This window comes from Porphyrobacter sp. CACIAM 03H1 (genome assembly GCF_002215495.1).
Taxonomy (GTDB): Bacteria; Pseudomonadota; Alphaproteobacteria; order Sphingomonadales; family Sphingomonadaceae; genus Erythrobacter.
On the sequence record NZ_CP021378.1, the window covers coordinates 360,568 to 377,190 of the forward strand.

The window sequence follows — 16,623 nt, forward strand, 5'->3', positions numbered from 1 at the left end:
GAACGTATGGACGCCCTGGTTTGTTCCCGCTCCTTGAAGCGAGTCAACATGATACCGCAGGTGCGAAGCAGTAAGGCATGACATTAATGTGACAAATCCGTCCGGTCTTCTTCGTGACATGCCGTCCCGGGTGCTCGTCACCGGAGCTTCCGGAACGCTGGGCCGCCGGCTTGCGCTTCGACTTGCGCGGCCCGGCATGCGCCTGTCGCTCTGGGCGCGAGATTTGAACGCGCTCAGTTTTCTTGCCTGGCAATGTCGTGCAGCCGGGGCGGAGGTGGGGGTCTGCGCACTCGATCTAACCGATATAGATGCTGCTCTCATCGCTCTGGAAACGCAGGACGCGGCCGAACCCTTCGACATCGCTTTGCTGGTTGCTGGGCGGGGAGACACCCTGCCGCCCGGCGCGCTGGTCGAGCCGCCGACGCAGATCGTCCGGCTGGCGCAGACGAACTTCGTGGCCCCGGCCGCCATGGCAGCCCTGCTGGCAGACCGTATGGCCGTGCGCGGCCGCGGACGGATCGCGCTGGTGGGCACCGCCGCCGCCTCGCATTCCCTGCCTTTCGCGGCGGGCTATGCGGGGAGCAAGGCCGGCCTTGCCCGTTTTGCCGATGCCCTGCGGCTGGCGGTGGCGGGCCGCGGGGTGAGCGTGACCCTGGTGTCCCCCGGCTTCTTCGCCGACGCGGCGGCGCTGTCCCGCCCCGGCGAGATCGCGGCGGACATGGTGGCGGAGCGAATGATCGCGGCCGTCATGGCCGGAAAGGCCGAACTGGTGGTGCCCCGCCGCTTCCTGCTGCTGCGCTGGTTCGACCGCTTGCTGCCCCGCCCCTTGCGCGACCGGATCCTGCTATCCCTCCGCCTCCCCTAGGCGGATCGCATCGAGGATCGCGTGGTGCAGCGCGGCGGGCGCGAGCTCTGGCGCCTCGTTGCTTCCGGCGAGAGGCGTGCCGTCGGCGGCAAAGCGCAGCAGGACGTAGGGAGTGTGACGCTCGGCTCCGGGCTCGCTTGCGCCGGGTATGCTCGGACGGTGATCACCGAAAAAGCACAGCGTCACCGGCCGGCCGAGGCGCGGCAGTTCGTCGAGCAGGCGGGTCAGCATCGCGTCGCTATGGGCGAGCAGCCGGAGATAGGGCGCGATCAGGTGGGCCTCCTCGCCCTGCTCGGCCGGCCAGGGACCGTGGTTCTCGATGGTCACGGCATAGATCAGCCCCGCCCGGGCGCCATCCTGCGCCAGCGCGAGTATCCTATCGGTCATCGCCGCATCGGTGACATAGCGCCCCTCGCCCGGTGCGGGCGGCGGGAAGGAATCCTCGCCGACCAGCGCCCTAAAGCCGCTCGCGGGCATGATCCGGTTGCGGCCGTAGAAGCGCATGTCGTGGGGATGGACGAACCAGCGGTCCCACGCGCCGTGGTCAAGCCGGTTGGGCAATGCCCAGCTCGCCTCGCGCACGGCGGTGAGGAAGGGGTCGAAGCGGCGCATTCCCAGCCGCTCCTCCGGCAGGCCGAACAGCACCCCGTATTCGGTCCGCATCGTGTAGGCGCCGAAGCCCGAGACCGCGAGGCGGCCGGCCTGCCACGCCAGCGCACGCGCGCGCTCGAGCCCCGGCAGGGCGAGCGCCGGGTCGCCGAACAGGTCGACAGGGTCGGTGAAGCTCTCGCACTGGACGATCACCACCAGCTGGCGCGATTCTCCGGTGATCGGGGCCGCTGTGCAGGGCGGCGGATCGGGCGAGGCGCGCCAGGCACGCCAATGCGCGAGCAGGCAGGGCACGAGGCCGAGCCGTGCGACATCCGCCTCGGGATCGGGCACCTCGGCGAACCCCGCCCTGACGAGCCGCGCCAGCGCCAGCGCGAGGGCCGCGCCGGCGCCGAGCATCAGCCCCGCGCCCGCCAGCCGCGGGGCTACCGCCGCGTTCGAGAGCAATACCAGCGTCACCCCCAACCCGCCGAGCCCCCCCGCCAGCACCACCACCTGCCACGGCCTGAGCGCCGAGAGGTAGAACTGGGGGTGCTGGAACACCGCGCCGAGCAGGGCGAAATCGCTGAATACCAGCGGCTCGCCGAGCACCCGGCGCTTGATGTTGGAGATCAGGGACAGTGTCCCTGTCAGGATCGCAACTCCCGCCGCCGCCACGAAGGGCGCGCCGGTAAGGGTCAGCAGCAAGCCGAATCCGCACAGCGCGGCCATCAGCAGCACCGCCAGCCCGCCCGCACTGCGCGCGCCGGCAGGGCCGCAGCCGCGCGGCGCCGCGAAGGCATCGGCCAGCAACGCCAGCAGAGCCAGCAGCGGGAGTGCGACCATCATGTCCGGCAGCAGCCCGCCCATCATCCTGCCTCATTCGCGGGGAAGGCCGCGCGCCTGCGGCAAGGCATCGCCGCCCGCCCGGACCTTCCGCTTTTCATCCCGTCCGCTAAAGTCGATTTGTACCCGAAATCAAAACAAAATGTCGTCAGAGCATCGACAAGCCCGCGGCAGAGGGACTAGGGCGGCAGGCAGAAAGACTGTCCATCCGCATGAGCCAGACCCCCCGATGAGCGCCGTTTCCGCCCCTCCGCCGCCTGCGGGGCCCGTGCAGGCCGGGCGCCGGGTGATGCTGCTGCAGGGGCTGATGGGGCCCTTTTTCCAGCGACTCGGCAAGGGTCTGCGCAAGGCGGGGCACGAGGTCTTCAAGGTCAATTTCAACGGCGGCGACCGGGCCTATTGGGGCCTGCCCAACGGGATCGACTACAAGGGCACCCTCGCCGATTGGCCCGCGACATTCGCCGGACTGCTGACCAGGCACCGCATCACCGACGTCATGCTGTTCGGCGATTGCCGCGACCATCACATGGGCGCGGTGGAGATGTGCCGGGCGCACGGCGCGACCGTGTGGGTGTTCGAGGAAGGCTATGTCCGGCCCGACTGGGTGACGATGGAGAACGGCGGGGTCAACGGCCACAGCCAGCTCTCGCGCGACCCGCAATGGTATCGCGACCGCGCCGCGCAGCTGCCGCCCGTGCCGCAGCACCGCAAGGTCCCCTCGTCCTTCCGCCGCCGTGCGCTCCAGGGATTGTGGTACAACACCGCCGACGTTCTCACCCGCTGGCGCTATCCCGGCTGGGAGACCCACCGCCCGTGGCACCCGCTGGTCGAAGGCGTGGGCTGGGCGCGCAAGCTGATGCGGCGCGACGAGCGCAGGGCGCAGGGCGAGGCGCTGCTTGCCCGCCTGCAGGACGAACGGGCTGGCTATTACCTGTTCCCGCTCCAGCTCGATTCCGACGCGCAGATCCGCCTCCATTCGCCCTTTGCCGGGATGATCGAGGCGATCAAGCTGGTGCTCCAGTCCTTCGCCGCCCACGCCCCGGCGGACAGCCGCCTCGTCGTCAAGGAGCACCCGCTCGACAACGGGGTGCGCGACTGGCAGCTCGAGACCGCCGATCTCGCCCGCCGCTTCGGGATCGCCGACCGGGTGGACTATCTCGCCTGGGGCGACATCGAGGCCATCGCCGAGGGCGCGCTGGGCATGGTCACCGTCAACAGCACCAGCGGCACGCTGGCGCTGGCGCGGGGGGTGCCGGTGGTGGTGCTCGGCAAGGCGGTCTACGGCCTCGCCGACCTCACCTTCCAGGATGGGCTCGACCGCTTCTGGACCGAGGCCGCGCCGCCCGATGCCGCGACCTTCGCCGCCTTCCAGCGGGTGCTGATCGACCAATGCCTGATCCCCGGCGGCTTCTTCTCCGACGAGGCGCTCGACAAGGTCGTCACCCATGCCATCGCGCGGTTCGAGGGCCGGCCGCTGATGCCGGACTGAGCGCCGGGCGATGGAGTTCAGCCTGTTCGAGCACGCGCTGGTCGCCGCCGTCGTCCAGATCCTCATTGGCCTGCTGACCGGCAAGTGGTGGGCGGGCGGCGCGCTGCCGACGGGCTATTTCATCGGGCGGGAAATGGCGCAGGCGGAATACCGCTGGATCGAGCAGCTGGGCACGGGCCTGCGCGCCGATATGCCGTGGAACGCCGCCTTCGACCCGCGGGTGTGGCAGACCGCCGACCAGACCGCCGACTGGCTCGGCCCGCTTATCGTCACCCTCGCCATCGCCCTGATCGCACCGCGCATCACCGCCCGTCGGCGTGGCGGCGCGCTTGACGACACCCCGCATCGCCCATAGCCGCCGGGCAGGCACCGCAGAGGAGAACGCCGCGCGTGAGGACCATTCTCGTCACCGGATCGGCCGGGTTCATCGGCTTCCATCTTGCGCAGTTGCTGCTCGAGGAGGGCTTCCGCGTCGTCGGCTATGACGGGATGACCGACTACTACGACGTGCGGATCAAGCAGCGGCGCCACCAGATGCTGCTCCAGCACCCGCACTTCACCTGCACCGAGGGGATGCTCGAGGATTTCGACCGCCTCCACGCACTGGCGCTGGCGGAGAAGCCCGACGCAATCGTCCACCTCGCCGCGCAGGCAGGGGTGCGCTACAGCCTCGAGAACCCGCGCGCCTATGTCGATGCGAACCTCGTCGGCACCTTCAACGTCATGGAATGCGCGCGCGAGCTGGCCGTCGATCACCTGCTGATGGCCTCGACCTCGTCGGTCTACGGCGCCAACGAGGACATGCCCTTCACCGAGGTCCAGAAGGTCGACACGCCGCTCACGCTCTACGCCGCCACCAAGAAGGCGAACGAGACGATGGCGCATTCCTACGCGCACCTGTGGACCCTGCCGACCACGATGTTCCGCTTCTTCACGGTCTACGGTCCGTGGGGCCGGCCCGACATGGCGCTGTTCAAGTTCACCCGCGGCATCCTCGAAGGGACGCCGATCGACATCTACAACGACGGCGAGATGTACCGCGATTTCACCTATGTCGCCGATCTGGTGCGCGGCATCCGCCTGCTGATCGACGCCGCCCCGGTGCGGCCCGAGACGCCGGACGACATCGCCCAGGGCGACAGCCTTTCGCCCGTCGCGCCCTTCCGCGTGGTCAACATCGGCAATGGCGAGAAGGTGCGCCTGATGGACTTCGTGGAGGTCATCGAGGCCGAGTGCGGGCGCGCGGCGGTGAAGAACTTCCTCCCAATCCAGCCGGGCGATGTGCCCGCGACCTGGGCCGATGCCTCTTTGCTGAAGTCGCTGACCGGCTACGCGCCGCAGACCCCGTTCCGCGAGGGGGTGGCGCGGTTCGTGGCGTGGTACCGGGACTATTACGGCGTGTGAGGCCTACTTCGGCGGCGGCGGGAGCTGGCCTTCGCCGGGGAGCTCGCCCTGCCGCTCGCGCTCGAGGCGCTGCATGTATTCGCGCTCGATCATCTCGACCCGCTCCTGCTCGGCGGCCGCCTGTTCGTCGATGGTTGAGAGACGCTCGGCCCGCGCCTTCTCGATCAGCTGGCCGAAGCGCACCGCCTCGGCCTCGGACTTGTCCTTGGCCCAGGCCTCGACGAACTTCTGGTTGCACCCCGTGAAGCCCCCCGCGCCCGCGGGCTCGCAGCTCATGGCGCCGAAATCGCCGACATACTTGATCTGGTCGACCTGCCGCGCGAGCGACTGGTTCTTGGGGTTGTCGGAATAGCGCAGGTTGGAGGGGATGCGGTACCGCTCCTCCTCGACGAGGATCTCGCACACCACCACTTCGCCTTCCTTGGCGACGGGGCATTCGGATTCGCTGTAGGCGATCACCATGTTGATCTTCTCGTTCGCGCCCTGCGCGGCAGCGGGGCCGGCCGCGACGAGAGCGGCGAAGGCGGCGGCGGGGGCGATCAGGTGCTTCATGGCGCGTGGATCCTCTGGCGGTGCGCGAACGGGGCGGACAGACCATTGCCCGCGACCGGGGGCGCTTGTCTAGCCCGCGAGGGCTGAACCGGGCGTGAAGCGGGCGCGTTATGCGTGGTTAGCGAAATCTTGAGGGCTCGCCGCCTATGCCGCGCGCATGGAAGAGAAAATCGCAGTCGTGGGCCTCGGCTATGTCGGGCTGCCGGTCGCCGTGGCGCTCGCCGAGCGGCTGCGGCCCGAGGGCGCGCGCGTCATCGGCTTCGACATTGCCGCCGCCCGCATCGCGCAGCTCAGGGCCGGCGAGGACGCGACCCGCGAGATCGACAGTGCGCGGCTGACGTCATGCGGCCTTGAAGTCTCCGACGATCCCGGGGTGCTCGAAGGCGCGGGGGTGATCATCGTCACCGTCCCCACCCCAATCACCGACGAGCGCCGCCCCGATCTCACCCCGCTCGAACGCGCCTGCGCCACCATCGGCCCGCGCCTGTCGAGGGGCGCGCTGGTGGTGTTCGAATCGACCGTCTTCCCCGGCGTCACCGAGGACATCTGCGGGCCGTGGCTGGCGCAGCATTCGGGCCTCGTGCAGGGCGAGGACTTCGCGCTCGGCTACAGCCCCGAGCAGATCAACCCGGGCGATCACGTCCACCGGCTCGAGACCATCACCAAGATCATCGCCGCCGACAGCCCCTCCGCGCTGGAACGGATGCATCGCGTCTATGGCGCGATCGTCGATGCGGGGCTGCACGAGGCGCCCTCGATCAAGGTCGCCGAGGCGGCCAAGGTGATCGAGAACACCCAGCGCGATCTCAACATCGCGCTGATGAACGAGATCGCGCTGATTTTCGACCGCATGGGCCTCGCCACGCGCGACGTGCTGGCGGCGGCGGGGACCAAGTGGAACTTCCTGCCCTTCACGCCCGGCCTCGTCGGCGGGCACTGCATCGGGGTCGATCCCTTCTACCTGACGGCGGCGGCCGAGCGGCTCGGCTACCGGCCCGAGGTGATCCTTGCCGGGCGGCGGATCAATGACAGCATGGGACAGGCGATCGCGCAGAAGGTGGTCAAGCTGCTGATCGCGAACGGCGTCTCCCCCTGCCGCGCACGGGTTGGCGTCATGGGGCTGACCTTCAAGCAGGACGTGCCCGACATCCGCAACTCCAAGGTCCCCGACATCCTCGCCGAACTGCGCGAATACCGGATCGAGGCGCTCGTGAGCGACCCGCTCGCCGACCCTGCGGCGGCGGCGCACGAATACGGCATCACCCTAAGCCCGCCCGAGGATCTCGTGCAGCTCGACGCACTGGTGCTGGCGGTAAATCACGCGGTCTACCTCGCCGACCCCGCCGACCTCGTCGCCCGGGTGCGCGAGGGGGGCGTGCTGGTCGACGTCAAGAGCGCGCTCGACCGGGCGATATTGCCCGGGGAACTGGTCTACTGGAGCCTCTAGAGCGGCGGCAGGCGCCCGATCCGGCTGGCATCGTTGACCTTCGCACCCACCCTTCGTAGATGGCGCGGGTGAGTAGTCCTGCGTCCAGAAGCCTGATTTCGCGTGCTGCAAGGGTGCTGCTGACCCCGTTCTGGGCGCTGCAACTGGCGACCGGCTACAAGAGCTTCCTCGACAATCCGCTGATAGGATCGCGCCGTCTCAACGATCTGGGGCTGCACGTCGGGCGGGTGCGGCTGGCGGATGCCATGTGTCGCTGGCGGCGGCGGCGGCTGGCGCGCGCAGTCCGCCCCGAATGGCGCGAGGCCTTCGACCGCGACGGTTTCGTGGCGATCCCCGATATCGTCCCCCCGGCCGAATTCGCCGCCCTGCGCGAGGCGCTGCTCGCCTATCGCGGCCCGGCGCGCGAGATGCGGCAGGGCGATGCGATCACCCGGCGCATGGCGATCGACCCGCCGATGCTCGACGCCGTCCCCGCCCTGCGCCGCCTGCTCGCGCGCGACGATATTGTCGCCCTGTTCCACTACGTGGCGAGCTATCGCATCGCGCCGCTGCACTACATTCAGACCATCGTCAGTAAGGCGGGCGGGAACGAGCCCGACCCGCAGGAGACGCTGCACGCGGATTCCTTCCACTCCTCGCTCAAGGCGTGGCTGTTCCTCAATTCGGTGAGCGAGGAGGACGGACCCTTCACCTATGTCCCCGGCTCGCACCGCTTCACGCCCGAAAGACTCGCGTGGGAACGCGGCCGCAGCCTCGCCGACCCGAAGGCGATCGACCGGCTCTCGGCCCGCGGCTCACCCCGCATCGGCGAGCGCGACCTGGCGGCGATGAAGCTTCCCGCCGCGCGCGCGCTGGCGGTGCCGGGCAACACGCTGGTGGTGGCCGATACCGTGGGCTTCCACGCCCGCGGCCCGTCGAGCCGCGCGGGCGAGCGGGTGGAGCTGTGGTCCTATGCCCGGCGCAATCCCTTCCTGCCGTGGCTCGGCGGCGATCCGACCAGCCTTCCCGGCATCGCCGAGCGCCGCGTCGCGGTGGTGTGGGCCGCGCGCGACCGGCTCGCCAAGTGGATCGGCCAGCCCTGGCACCCCGTCGGCGAGCGCACTCCCACGGACCAGACCTGACCAGGGCAACCAACGGCCCGCAGGGCCGCGAGCGCACGCGCGCGAGCCGCAGGTGCCCGGGGAGCCTGGAAGAAAATCAGAGTCTTTCGCTGACCTTGATCGCGATGCGGCAGCCCAGCCGGATTGCGCCGGCGAGCAAGGGATAGGCGGGCGCGCGTTCCGCTCCGTTGGCGAGCGCCGAATCGCGGTGCTCGCGCTCCTCCTCCCGGAATTCCTCGATCATCGCGGCGAGTTCGGGATCGGCGCCGGTCGCCTGAAGGCGGTCAAGCTGTTCGGAATAGTGCTTGTCGATCTCGGTCTCGACTGCGGCGGTGCAGGCCATCGCCGCCTCCGGCCCGAGCAACGCCGTGCCCGCGCCCAGCGCGTAGCCCGCCGCCGACCAGAAGGGGTGGAGCGCCGTCGGACGCACCCCGCGCTTTGCCAGCAGCGCGTCGAACTTCGCGCGGTGTTCGGCCTCCTGCGCGGCCATGTGGCGGATCTCGGCCGAGTGCGGCCCGCGGTCGCCCATCACGGCAAGCTGGCCCTCGTAGATGCGGGTCGCGCCGAATTCCCCGGCCTGGTCGACCCGGATCATGCGGTGGAGTTCATCCCTGTCCATCATCGGCTCCTTTGCTGGGCGACCTTCGCTTTGCCCGACCCTACTTGCGATACGCGGCGAGCGCCACAATGGCCGCACCCGCGATGCTCGAAATCAGGAAATTGAAGCCCGCAAGGCTGATGCCCCACAAGGTCCAGGGCGCCACGTCGCAGCGGATCAGCGGTGCGGCGTTGAAATCGAGCACGTCGGTGCCCGAGACCGGCGCCGCGCACCCGGTGATGCCCTGCCACCAGCCATATTCGACCCCGGCATGAAAGCCGCCGATCAGCCCCGAGGTCAGGATTGCGAGGCCCGCAAGCGCGGTCCATACCTGCGGCGGCTTCGCCACGAAGGCGACCAGCCCCAGCGCCACGGCCGCGAAATGGGGATAACGCTGCCACCAGCACATTTCGCAGGGGAACAGGCCGAAGCCGTATTGCGACACGTAAGCCCCGCCCAGCAGCGCCGCCGGCACCAGCACGGCGAGCGTGCGGGCCACACCCGGTTTGTCCGTCATCGCTGCCTCAGGGCTTGGCCGGAGCCTTGGGTGACCGGACGGCCGGACGCAGCGCCACGGTGCTCTTGGTGGTGCGGCGCAGCGTGTCCATCGCGTAGTTCAGCTGGAAGTCCTTGATCCCCTGCTCCTCGAGCTGCGCGGCGGTGAGCTGGAAGCGCGGATCGGCGATCTTGTCCGCCTCCATCTCCTCGTCCTTGATGCCGAGCTCGTTGATGAGATGCCCGCGCAGGTCGCTCTCGCGGGTCTGGTACTTGGCGCGCAGCGCGTAATCGGGGTCGGAGATCTGCGGCACCGCGATGTCGGGCTTGATCCCGCCCTCCTGCACCGACTTGCCCGCCGGGGTGTAGTAGCGCGCCGTCGTCAGCTTGAGCGCGGCATCCTTGCCGAGCGGCAGCAGCGACTGGACCGAGCCCTTGCCGAAGCTGCGCTCGCCCATGATCAGCGCGCGGCGGTGATCCTGCAGCGCGCCCGCGACGATTTCGGAGGCCGAGGCGGAGCCCGCGTTGATCAGCACGATCATCGGCACGCCTTCGGCCATGTCGCCGCGATAGACGGTCTCGGCATCGTAGAGCATCGTCTCGCCGCGCGCGCGGCCGCGCTGGCTGACGATGCGGCCGTTGCTGAGGAACAGGTCCGACAGCGCCACCGATTCGTCGAGGCTCCCGCCCGGGTTGTTGCGCAGGTCGAGCACCAGCCCGTTGACCCGCCCGCCGGGTGCCTTCTTCCGGATTTCGGCCCAGGCGGCATAGACATCCGCGCCGACATTGGCCGAGAACTCGTTGACGGTGATGACGCCGATATTGCCGGCGGCGAGTTCCGAGGTGACCGGTTCGAGCTCGATCACCCCGCGGGTGACGGCAAGTTCGAGCGGTTCGGTGCGGCCGGGACGGAAGATCGTCAGCGTGATTGAGGTGCCCTTGGGCCCGCGCATCTGCGCCACGGCGTCATCGAGCTTGGTGTCGACGATCAGCTTGCCATCGAGATGCGTGATGAAGTCGCCCGCCTTGATCCCGGCGATCTCCGCCGGGCTGCCACGGAAGGGCGAGACGACCTTGACCGCGCCGTCCTCCATCACGACCGAGAGGCCGAGGCCCGAATATTGCCCGTCGATCATCGTCTCGAGGCGCTGTAGATCGCTGCCGTCGAGATAGGCCGAGTGCGGATCGAGTGCGGCCAGCATCCCGTCGATCGCGCCGCGGATCAGCACGTCGTCCTCGACCGGCTCGACATAGCTCGCCTTGACCCGCTGGAAGACCGCGAAGAGCTTGGCGAATTCCGGCCCGGCCCGGCCATCGACCTGCGCCATCGTGGCGGTGGTGGCGGGGATAAGCGCGACGGCGGTGACCAGCGCGGCGCTGCGCAGGAGAGCGGCGATGTTCATGAGGCGGGAGGCTCCTTTGTCACGCGAATGTATAGGTTTGCCGAGCTTAACGCCAGATAGACACGCCTGGACGCCTTCATGTGCTCCGGCGAGGGACAGGCGGGCAGGGAAAGCTTCCGCGCACGGCGGGATTAATGCAGGTATTGCAATGGGTTGACCGGCTTTCCACCCTGCCGCAACTCGATCGTCACCGGGTCCTTGCCGCCGCTCGCCCGCCCGAGCGGGCTGCCGCCGATCACCGTGTCGCCGACCGCGACCTCGACCTCGGCGAGCCCGGTGACGAGGCTGGCCCAGCCGCCGGCGTGCTCGATGATGACGATTCGCCCGAAGCCGCGATAGGCCCCCGCGAAGGCGACGCGGCCCCGCGCGGGCGCGACGACCTGCGCGCCCGGGGCGGGGGCGAGCGTGAGGCCGGTCGAGGCGAGGCCGCTCTCCCGCCGCGCGCCGAAGCCGATCAGTGTGCGGCCCTGCACGGGGAGCTGGAATTCGGCCGGCGGCGGGGCGCTCGCGCTCGGGGCAGGGGCAGGCGCAGGATCGGCGGGGAGCGCGGCGGCGAGGTCTGCGGGGCGCAGCACCGGCCCGGGCAGGGCTGCGAGTTCGCTGCGCAGCGCCGCCACCTCGCCGAGCTTGCCCACCAGCCCGTCGAGATCGCGCGCCTCCTCGGCCAGCGCCAGAGCACGCTCGGCCTCGCGCAGCGCCGCCCCGCGCGCCGTGCGCGAGGCGAGACGCTGGCGGTTCTCGAGCGCGGCGAGTTCGCTGCGGCGCTGGCGCAGCACGTCCTCGCCATCGCGCAGCTGGTCGAGCGCGGCGGCGGCCTGGCGTTCGAGCGCGCGGCCCCGTTCGAGCTCGCTGCGCAGCGCGGCGGTGCGCCGGCGGATCTGCGGCACCGCGCTCGCCATGACGGCACGGACATGGACGACGTCGGTGAGCGATCCGGGCTGGAGCGCGGCCAGCGCCAGCGGACGGCGGGCGGCGGTCTGGAGCGCGGCGGCGAGGCGGGCGGTCGGCTCCTGCCTGGCGGCAAGGCGCGCGGTCAGGCGCGCGCGCTGGTCCTTGGCGATGGTCAGCCGTGCGCGGGCGGCCTCGATGTCGGCCTCGGCCTGCTGGATGCGGGCGGCGAGCGCGGCGGCTTCGCTGGCGGTGCGCTGCGCGGCCTCGGTCGCGGCCTCGGCATCGGCGGCGAGGCGCGCGGCGCGACCCTCGGCGAGGCGGCTTTCGCGGGTGGCGCGGGCAAGCGCGGCTTCGGCCTCGGCCGGTTCGAGCAGCGCGACCGCCGGCGCGGCCAGCGTCGCGGGCAGCACGAGACCCAGCGCCGTGGCGGCGGCGAGCATCGCGCCCGGGATCAGGATGGTTGCGCCCCGCATGGCGACGTCATGCCCGATGATAGGGATGGCCTGCAAGGATCGTGGTGGCGCGATAGAGCTGCTCCATCAGCATCGCCCGGGCGAGCATATGCGGCCAGGTGGCGGGGCCGAAGGCGAGCAGGAGGTCGGCGGCGGCGCGTTCGGCATCCGAATGGCCGTCCGCTGCGCCGATCAGGAAGCGGGTCTCGCGCACGCCCTCGTCGCGCCACTTGCCTAGGAGGGTGGCGAAAGCTTCCGACGTCATGGCCTTCCCCCGCTCGTCTAGCAGGACGGTGCGGCAGGGGGTGAGCGGCTCTGCGGCCTTGCCCGCGCCGGTATCGGGCCACTCGGTGAGCTTCACCGGCCAGGTCAGGCGCTTGGCATAACGATCGACCAGCTCGCCCTCGGGCGACCGGCCAATCTTTCCGCGCGCGATGATGTGGAGGAGAATAGTGCCACCCAATCTACGACAGAACGATTTCGGCACGCGAAGCGGGCCGCGAGGCCACGCGGCCGAGCCGCAGGTGCTCTGCCGCGCAGCGGCAGAAACAGCACCGAGGACGGGGGCGCGGAGGCGCCCCCGCAAAGAAAATCAGTTTCTACCAATCATCGACGTTTCCGAGCCTTCGAAGCTCCACATCCGCTCGAGGTTGTAGAAGCTGCGCACCTCGGGGCGGAACAGGTGGATCACCACGTCGCCCGCGTCGATCAGCACCCAGTCGGCGGCCGGAAGGCCCTCGACCCGCGCGTGGCCGAAGCCCGCCTGCTTGATCTTCTCGGCGAGCTTCTGCGCCATCGACGCCACCTGGCGGGTCGAACGCCCGCTCGCGATCACCATGTGATCGGCGATCGAGCTCTTGCCCTCGAGCGGGATCGAGACGACGTCCTGCGCCTGATCATCGTCAAGCTGGGCGAGCACGAGCGCGTGCAGCGCCGTGGCGCTGAGGTCAGCACCCACGAGCGACTTGGCCGTATTGGCAGCAGCTTGCACCGCGCCAAGCGGCAGGGAAGCGGCGAGGGCTTCGGTCATCGGCAATCACGTATCTCCAGAGTTCGGGGCGTTGAAGGCGTCCATCATGCAGGCGGGCCGGGAAGGCTGCCGAGGTGCATATGGTGCGCCTCATGCGTCCTCCCAAGTCCGGATGCTGCGAAATGTCAGCCGATCGCGCACGGGCGCGTCCTGATCCGGTTTCAGCAAAGCTGCGGCCCACCCGGCATGGGCACGGCGGATGGCCGTGGCCGAGCGGTGATCCGGATCGAAACGCAATAACACCAGGGCCGGTGCGCTCCATTGCCCCCGTTTCCGAATGCTGGCGGCGGGCACGATATAGCGCCGGAGCCAGGCCATGGCGGGGCTCGTCATGGCAGCTGCATCATAGCCGGGCCGCGCGATGACCGCAATCGGCATTGTCCGCGCGATCCTCCGCCAGCCGCGCCAGAGGTGGAACTGGGCGAGATTGTCGGCCCCCATCAGCCACACGAAGCGCCGCCGCGGATAGCGCCGCACGAGCTTCCTGAGCGTGTCGACGGTGTAGCGGGTGTCGAGATCGAGCTCGATCGCGCTCGGCACGATCGGGGCGCGGCGCGCCTGCCGCTCCGCCGAACGCAGGCGCGCCTTGAGCGAGCCCATGTCGTCCTGCGGCTTCAGGGGATTGCCGGGCGAGACCAGCCACCAGGTCTCGTCCAGCCCGAGCGCGTCGGCGGCAAACAGGGTGATGCGCCGGTGCCCGCCATGCGCGGGGTTGAAGCTGCCCCCGAGCAGCCCGGTCAGGTAGGGTCGGGACATCGGGCTCAGGGGCGGGTCTGCCCGCTCCCGCGCACCTGCCACTTGTAGGTCGTCAGCCCTTCGAGCGCGACCGGACCGCGCGCATGGAGCCGCCCGGTGGCGATTCCGATCTCCGCGCCCAATCCGAACTCGCCCCCGTCGGCGAATTGCGAGGAGGCGTTGTGCATCACGATGGCGCTGTCGACCTCGGCGAGGAAGCGTTCCGCCACGCCCTCGTCGGCAGTCACGATCGCGTCGGTATGGGCGGAGGAATGGCGCGCGATGTGGGCCAGTGCCTCCTCCAGCCCGTCGACCACCGCGACCGAGAGGATCGCGTCGAGATATTCGGTGTCCCAGTCGTTGGCGCTGGCGGGGATGACGCGCGCATCGAGCGCCTGTGCGCGGGGATCGCCGCGCACCTCGCAGCCCGCCTCGATCAGCGCCGCCACCAGCCCGGCGCCCTCGGGGAAGGCCGAATCGATCAGCAGCGTCTCCATCGACCCGCAGATCCCGGTGCGGCGCAGCTTGGCGTTGAGCGCGATGCTGCGCGCCATCGCCGGATCGGCGGCGGCGTGGACATAGGTGTGGTTGATCCCGTCGAGATGGGCGAGCACGGGAACGCGCGCATCGGCCTGCACCCGCGCGACGAGGCTCTTGCCCCCGCGCGGCACGATCATGTCGATGAGGCCGCTCGCGGTCAGCATCGCGCCCACGCAGGCGCGGTCCTGCGAGGGGACGAGCTGCACCGCCTCTGCCGGCACCCCGCCCGCCACGAGACCCTCGACCAGCGCGGCGTGGATCGCGCGGTTGGAATGGACGGCCTCGCTCCCCCCGCGCAGCAGCGCCGCGTTGCCCGCGCGCACGCACAGGGCGGCGGCATCGGCGGTAACGTTGGGGCGGCTTTCGTAGATTATACCGATGGTCCCGATCGGGACACGGATGCGCTGGAATTTCAGACCGTTGGGCTGTTCGCTGCGGTCGATCACCTGGCCCACCGGATCGGGCAGGCCGGCAACCGCCGCGACCGCGTCGGCAATCCCCGCAAGCCGCTTCTCGTCGAGCGCCAGCCGGTCGAGCATCGCCCCCGAAAGGCCGTTCGCCCGCCCTGCGGCCACGTCCTTCGCGTTGGCCTCGAGCACCGCCGGGGCAGCCGCACGCAGGGCATCGGCGGCCCGGTACAGAGCGGCGGCGCGGGCCGCGCTCGGCATCGCGGCGAGCGCGCGCTGAGCCTTGCGGGCAGCCCGAGCCAGCGCGGTGACGAGCGCTTCGGGATCGGCGGCGGAAAGGGTGGCGGTCTGCGTCATGGCGCACCGCTCTAGCACCGCCGCGTCCGCCTGTCAGGCCTCTCGCGGCAGGGGCGATTCGCCCAGTCTGGGCCGATTCGCCGAGACGGTGGCAGGCGTGTGACGTGGCGGCACCCGCGCCCCTTTCGCTTCGCCGCGATTCCCTTTCGATTCACCTGCGAGCGACACATAGGATTCGACCATAGGTGATCGGCTTGATAGCGGCCTCGCCCGGGGCATAGATACAAAATCGGGGCCGCAATTGTCACACAGGAATAGCGCACAGGCGTGGGGGGACCGGCTGCGACAGTGGTTCCCGGATCGCGAGTTCTTCATGCGCGCCGACGGGCAGGTGCGCTTCATCAAGCTTTCGGCGAAACTCCAGATGCGCGTCGCCGCCGGCGTCGTGGCGATGGCCTTCCTGTGGCTGGTCGCGCTCGCGGTGATGGCCTGGGGCCAGTATCGGGCCGAAGCCGATCTCGCCTCGCTCGCGCTCGAAAAGGCCCGCGTCGCCTCCGCCAGCGAACGGCTCGAAGCCTATGGCGGCGATCTCGACAAGGTGGTGGACGATCTCCAGCAGCGCCAGGAGTTCCTCGAGGAAATGGCCCGGATGCTGCCCGAGGACATGGTCGCCGAGGGCGCGGCGAGCGGGACGGTCAGCGATTCCACCGCCGAAGCGAGCGAGACGGTCAAGAAGGTCAGCGCCCTCATTCCGCAGGCCCGCGGCCTCGCCGAGATCGAGGCCCGCCAGCTCGCCTTCGCCGAGCGTCTGACCCGTTTCGCCGACGCCCGCGCCCGCCGCGCCGAGGCCGCGATCCGCAAGCTCAATCTCGACCCCAAGTTCCTCAGCCGCGAAACGCAGGAAGCGATGGGCGGTCCCTTCGAGGCGATCCTTGATGCGGACGACATCGATCCGCGTTTCGAGCGGCTCGGCCTCAGCCTTGCCCGCATGGCCGTACTCGAGCGCGCGATGGACGGCATCCCGCAGGTCGTACCCGCTCCGGTGCAGCACATCACCTCGGGCTTCGGCTACCGCCGCGATCCGATCAACGGCCATGCCGCGATGCATTCGGGCATCGACTTCCGCGGCGCGATCGGCTCGCCGATCTTCGCCGCCGCCGAGGGCCGCGTGACCTTCGCCGGGTGGAAATCGGGCTATGGCCAGGCGATCGAGATCACCCATGGTAACGGAATGTTGACCCGCTATGCGCACCTCTCGCGCATCGGGGTTCGGGTGGGGCAGGAGGTTGCTGCCGGGGCCACCATCGGCGGGCTCGGCAACACCGGGCGCTCGACGGGGCCGCACCTGCATTTCGAAGTCCGCATCAATGACCGCGCGGTCAATCCGCGCCCGTTTCTGGAGGCCGCCCCCGATGTTCTCAAGGAAGTCCGCCGAACCGGATCTGTCCAGCCCGCCGCCCGCGCGGCCCGTTAGCAGGAGCAGC

17 protein-coding genes are annotated in these 16,623 nt (G+C 69.9%); 7 read left to right on the forward strand and 10 right to left on the reverse strand.

Annotated elements, in window-relative coordinates; genetic code table 11:
• Positions 1-118: 118 nt before the first annotated feature.
• Positions 119-865: an SDR family NAD(P)-dependent oxidoreductase gene (locus CBR61_RS01740; protein ID WP_088912821.1), complete on the forward strand. Its 747-nt coding sequence runs from the start codon at positions 119-121 to the stop codon at positions 863-865.
• Here CBR61_RS01740 and CBR61_RS01745 read toward each other — a convergent pair.
• Positions 845-2,326 (reverse strand): LTA synthase family protein, encoded by a 1,482-nt coding sequence (locus CBR61_RS01745; protein WP_233996808.1) that lies wholly within the window; start codon positions 2,324-2,326, stop codon positions 845-847. The genes CBR61_RS01740 and CBR61_RS01745 overlap by 21 nt on opposite strands.
• A 202-nt stretch (positions 2,327-2,528) precedes the next feature.
• Here CBR61_RS01745 and CBR61_RS01750 point away from each other — a divergent pair, with 202 nt between their 5' ends.
• From CBR61_RS01750 to CBR61_RS01760, 3 genes are read left to right on the forward strand one after another with little or no spacing between them, the layout of a single operon-like run.
• The gene (locus CBR61_RS01750; RefSeq protein WP_172835907.1) at positions 2,529-3,788 is read left to right on the forward strand and encodes a capsule biosynthesis protein; all 1,260 of its coding nucleotides are present in this window, start codon (positions 2,529-2,531) and stop codon (positions 3,786-3,788) included.
• A gap of 10 nt (positions 3,789-3,798) precedes the next feature.
• Positions 3,799-4,143 (forward strand): hypothetical protein, encoded by a 345-nt coding sequence (locus tag CBR61_RS01755; RefSeq protein WP_088912822.1) that lies wholly within the window; start codon positions 3,799-3,801, stop codon positions 4,141-4,143.
• Between the two features lie 35 nt (positions 4,144-4,178).
• Positions 4,179-5,192 carry a GDP-mannose 4,6-dehydratase gene (locus CBR61_RS01760; RefSeq protein ID WP_088912823.1) on the forward strand — a complete coding sequence of 338 codons (1,014 nt, stop codon included), beginning with the start codon at positions 4,179-4,181 and terminating at the stop codon, positions 5,190-5,192.
• A gap of 3 nt (positions 5,193-5,195) precedes the next feature.
• On the opposite strand, the gene CBR61_RS01765 is transcribed toward CBR61_RS01760, so the two are convergent.
• Positions 5,196-5,744 (reverse strand): hypothetical protein, encoded by a 549-nt coding sequence (locus CBR61_RS01765; RefSeq protein WP_088912824.1) that lies wholly within the window; start codon positions 5,742-5,744, stop codon positions 5,196-5,198.
• A gap of 157 nt (positions 5,745-5,901) precedes the next feature.
• Between CBR61_RS01765 and CBR61_RS01770 the strand changes: the two genes are divergently transcribed.
• Positions 5,902-7,191, forward strand: a complete 1,290-nt coding sequence (locus CBR61_RS01770; protein ID WP_088912825.1) for a nucleotide sugar dehydrogenase — start codon at positions 5,902-5,904, stop codon at positions 7,189-7,191.
• A 59-nt stretch (positions 7,192-7,250) separates the two neighbouring features.
• A complete protein-coding gene (locus CBR61_RS01775; protein ID WP_088912826.1) occupies positions 7,251-8,312 on the forward strand; it encodes a phytanoyl-CoA dioxygenase family protein in 1,062 nt (353 codons plus the stop codon).
• Positions 8,313-8,388: 76 nt separating this feature from the next.
• Here CBR61_RS01775 and CBR61_RS01780 read toward each other — a convergent pair whose 3' ends face one another.
• The 8 genes from CBR61_RS01780 to CBR61_RS01815 all read right to left on the reverse strand — a co-directional run bounded on the left by CBR61_RS01780 (position 8,389) and on the right by CBR61_RS01815 (position 15,217).
• Positions 8,389-8,910: a demethoxyubiquinone hydroxylase family protein gene (locus CBR61_RS01780; protein ID WP_088912827.1), complete on the reverse strand. Its 522-nt coding sequence runs from the start codon at positions 8,908-8,910 to the stop codon at positions 8,389-8,391.
• A 40-nt stretch (positions 8,911-8,950) separates the two neighbouring features.
• Positions 8,951-9,406 carry a disulfide bond formation protein B gene (locus CBR61_RS01785; RefSeq protein ID WP_088912828.1) on the reverse strand — a complete coding sequence of 152 codons (456 nt, stop codon included), beginning with the start codon at positions 9,404-9,406 and terminating at the stop codon, positions 8,951-8,953.
• 7 nt (positions 9,407-9,413) lie between these two features.
• Positions 9,414-10,787: a S41 family peptidase gene (locus CBR61_RS01790; RefSeq protein WP_088912829.1), complete on the reverse strand. Its 1,374-nt coding sequence runs from the start codon at positions 10,785-10,787 to the stop codon at positions 9,414-9,416.
• Between the two features lie 131 nt (positions 10,788-10,918).
• A complete protein-coding gene (locus CBR61_RS01795; RefSeq protein ID WP_088912830.1) occupies positions 10,919-12,151 on the reverse strand; it encodes a murein hydrolase activator EnvC family protein in 1,233 nt (410 codons plus the stop codon).
• 7 nt (positions 12,152-12,158) lie between these two features.
• Positions 12,159-12,581 (reverse strand): 23S rRNA (pseudouridine(1915)-N(3))-methyltransferase RlmH, encoded by a 423-nt coding sequence (locus tag CBR61_RS01800; RefSeq protein ID WP_088915394.1) that lies wholly within the window; start codon positions 12,579-12,581, stop codon positions 12,159-12,161.
• 141 nt (positions 12,582-12,722) lie between these two features.
• The gene (rsfS, locus tag CBR61_RS01805) at positions 12,723-13,160 is read right to left on the reverse strand and encodes a ribosome silencing factor (protein ID WP_088912831.1); all 438 of its coding nucleotides are present in this window, start codon (positions 13,158-13,160) and stop codon (positions 12,723-12,725) included.
• Positions 13,161-13,250: 90 nt separating this feature from the next.
• A complete protein-coding gene (locus CBR61_RS01810) occupies positions 13,251-13,916 on the reverse strand; it encodes a nicotinate-nucleotide adenylyltransferase (protein WP_088915395.1) in 666 nt (221 codons plus the stop codon).
• Between the two features lie 5 nt (positions 13,917-13,921).
• Positions 13,922-15,217, reverse strand: a complete 1,296-nt coding sequence (locus CBR61_RS01815; protein WP_324616822.1) for a glutamate-5-semialdehyde dehydrogenase — start codon at positions 15,215-15,217, stop codon at positions 13,922-13,924.
• Between the two features lie 295 nt (positions 15,218-15,512).
• Here CBR61_RS01815 and CBR61_RS01820 point away from each other — a divergent pair, with 295 nt between their 5' ends.
• Positions 15,513-16,613 (forward strand): M23 family metallopeptidase, encoded by a 1,101-nt coding sequence (locus tag CBR61_RS01820; protein WP_088912833.1) that lies wholly within the window; start codon positions 15,513-15,515, stop codon positions 16,611-16,613.
• Positions 16,614-16,623: the final 10 nt, after the last annotated feature.

What these genes read in the sequence shown, in the direction of transcription:
- CBR61_RS01740 (WP_088912821.1), top strand. Translation starts at nt 119, where the DNA reads ATGCCGTCCCGGGTGCTCGTCACCGGAGCTTCCGGAACGCTGGGCCGC.
- CBR61_RS01745 (WP_233996808.1), bottom strand. Translation starts at nt 2,326, where the DNA reads ATGATGGGCGGGCTGCTGCCGGACATGATGGTCGCACTCCCGCTGCTG.
- CBR61_RS01750 (WP_172835907.1), top strand. Translation starts at nt 2,529, where the DNA reads ATGAGCGCCGTTTCCGCCCCTCCGCCGCCTGCGGGGCCCGTGCAGGCC.
- CBR61_RS01755 (WP_088912822.1), top strand. Translation starts at nt 3,799, where the DNA reads ATGGAGTTCAGCCTGTTCGAGCACGCGCTGGTCGCCGCCGTCGTCCAG.
- CBR61_RS01765 (WP_088912824.1), bottom strand. Translation starts at nt 5,744, where the DNA reads ATGAAGCACCTGATCGCCCCCGCCGCCGCCTTCGCCGCTCTCGTCGCG.
- CBR61_RS01770 (WP_088912825.1), top strand. Translation starts at nt 5,902, where the DNA reads ATGGAAGAGAAAATCGCAGTCGTGGGCCTCGGCTATGTCGGGCTGCCG.
- CBR61_RS01775 (WP_088912826.1), top strand. Translation starts at nt 7,251, where the DNA reads ATGGCGCGGGTGAGTAGTCCTGCGTCCAGAAGCCTGATTTCGCGTGCT.
- CBR61_RS01780 (WP_088912827.1), bottom strand. Translation starts at nt 8,910, where the DNA reads ATGGACAGGGATGAACTCCACCGCATGATCCGGGTCGACCAGGCCGGG.
- CBR61_RS01785 (WP_088912828.1), bottom strand. Translation starts at nt 9,406, where the DNA reads ATGACGGACAAACCGGGTGTGGCCCGCACGCTCGCCGTGCTGGTGCCG.
- CBR61_RS01790 (WP_088912829.1), bottom strand. Translation starts at nt 10,787, where the DNA reads ATGAACATCGCCGCTCTCCTGCGCAGCGCCGCGCTGGTCACCGCCGTC.
- CBR61_RS01795 (WP_088912830.1), bottom strand. Translation starts at nt 12,151, where the DNA reads ATGCGGGGCGCAACCATCCTGATCCCGGGCGCGATGCTCGCCGCCGCC.
- rsfS (WP_088912831.1), bottom strand. Translation starts at nt 13,160, where the DNA reads ATGACCGAAGCCCTCGCCGCTTCCCTGCCGCTTGGCGCGGTGCAAGCT.
- CBR61_RS01810 (WP_088915395.1), bottom strand. Translation starts at nt 13,916, where the DNA reads ATGTCCCGACCCTACCTGACCGGGCTGCTCGGGGGCAGCTTCAACCCC.
- CBR61_RS01820 (WP_088912833.1), top strand. Translation starts at nt 15,513, where the DNA reads ATGCGCGCCGACGGGCAGGTGCGCTTCATCAAGCTTTCGGCGAAACTC.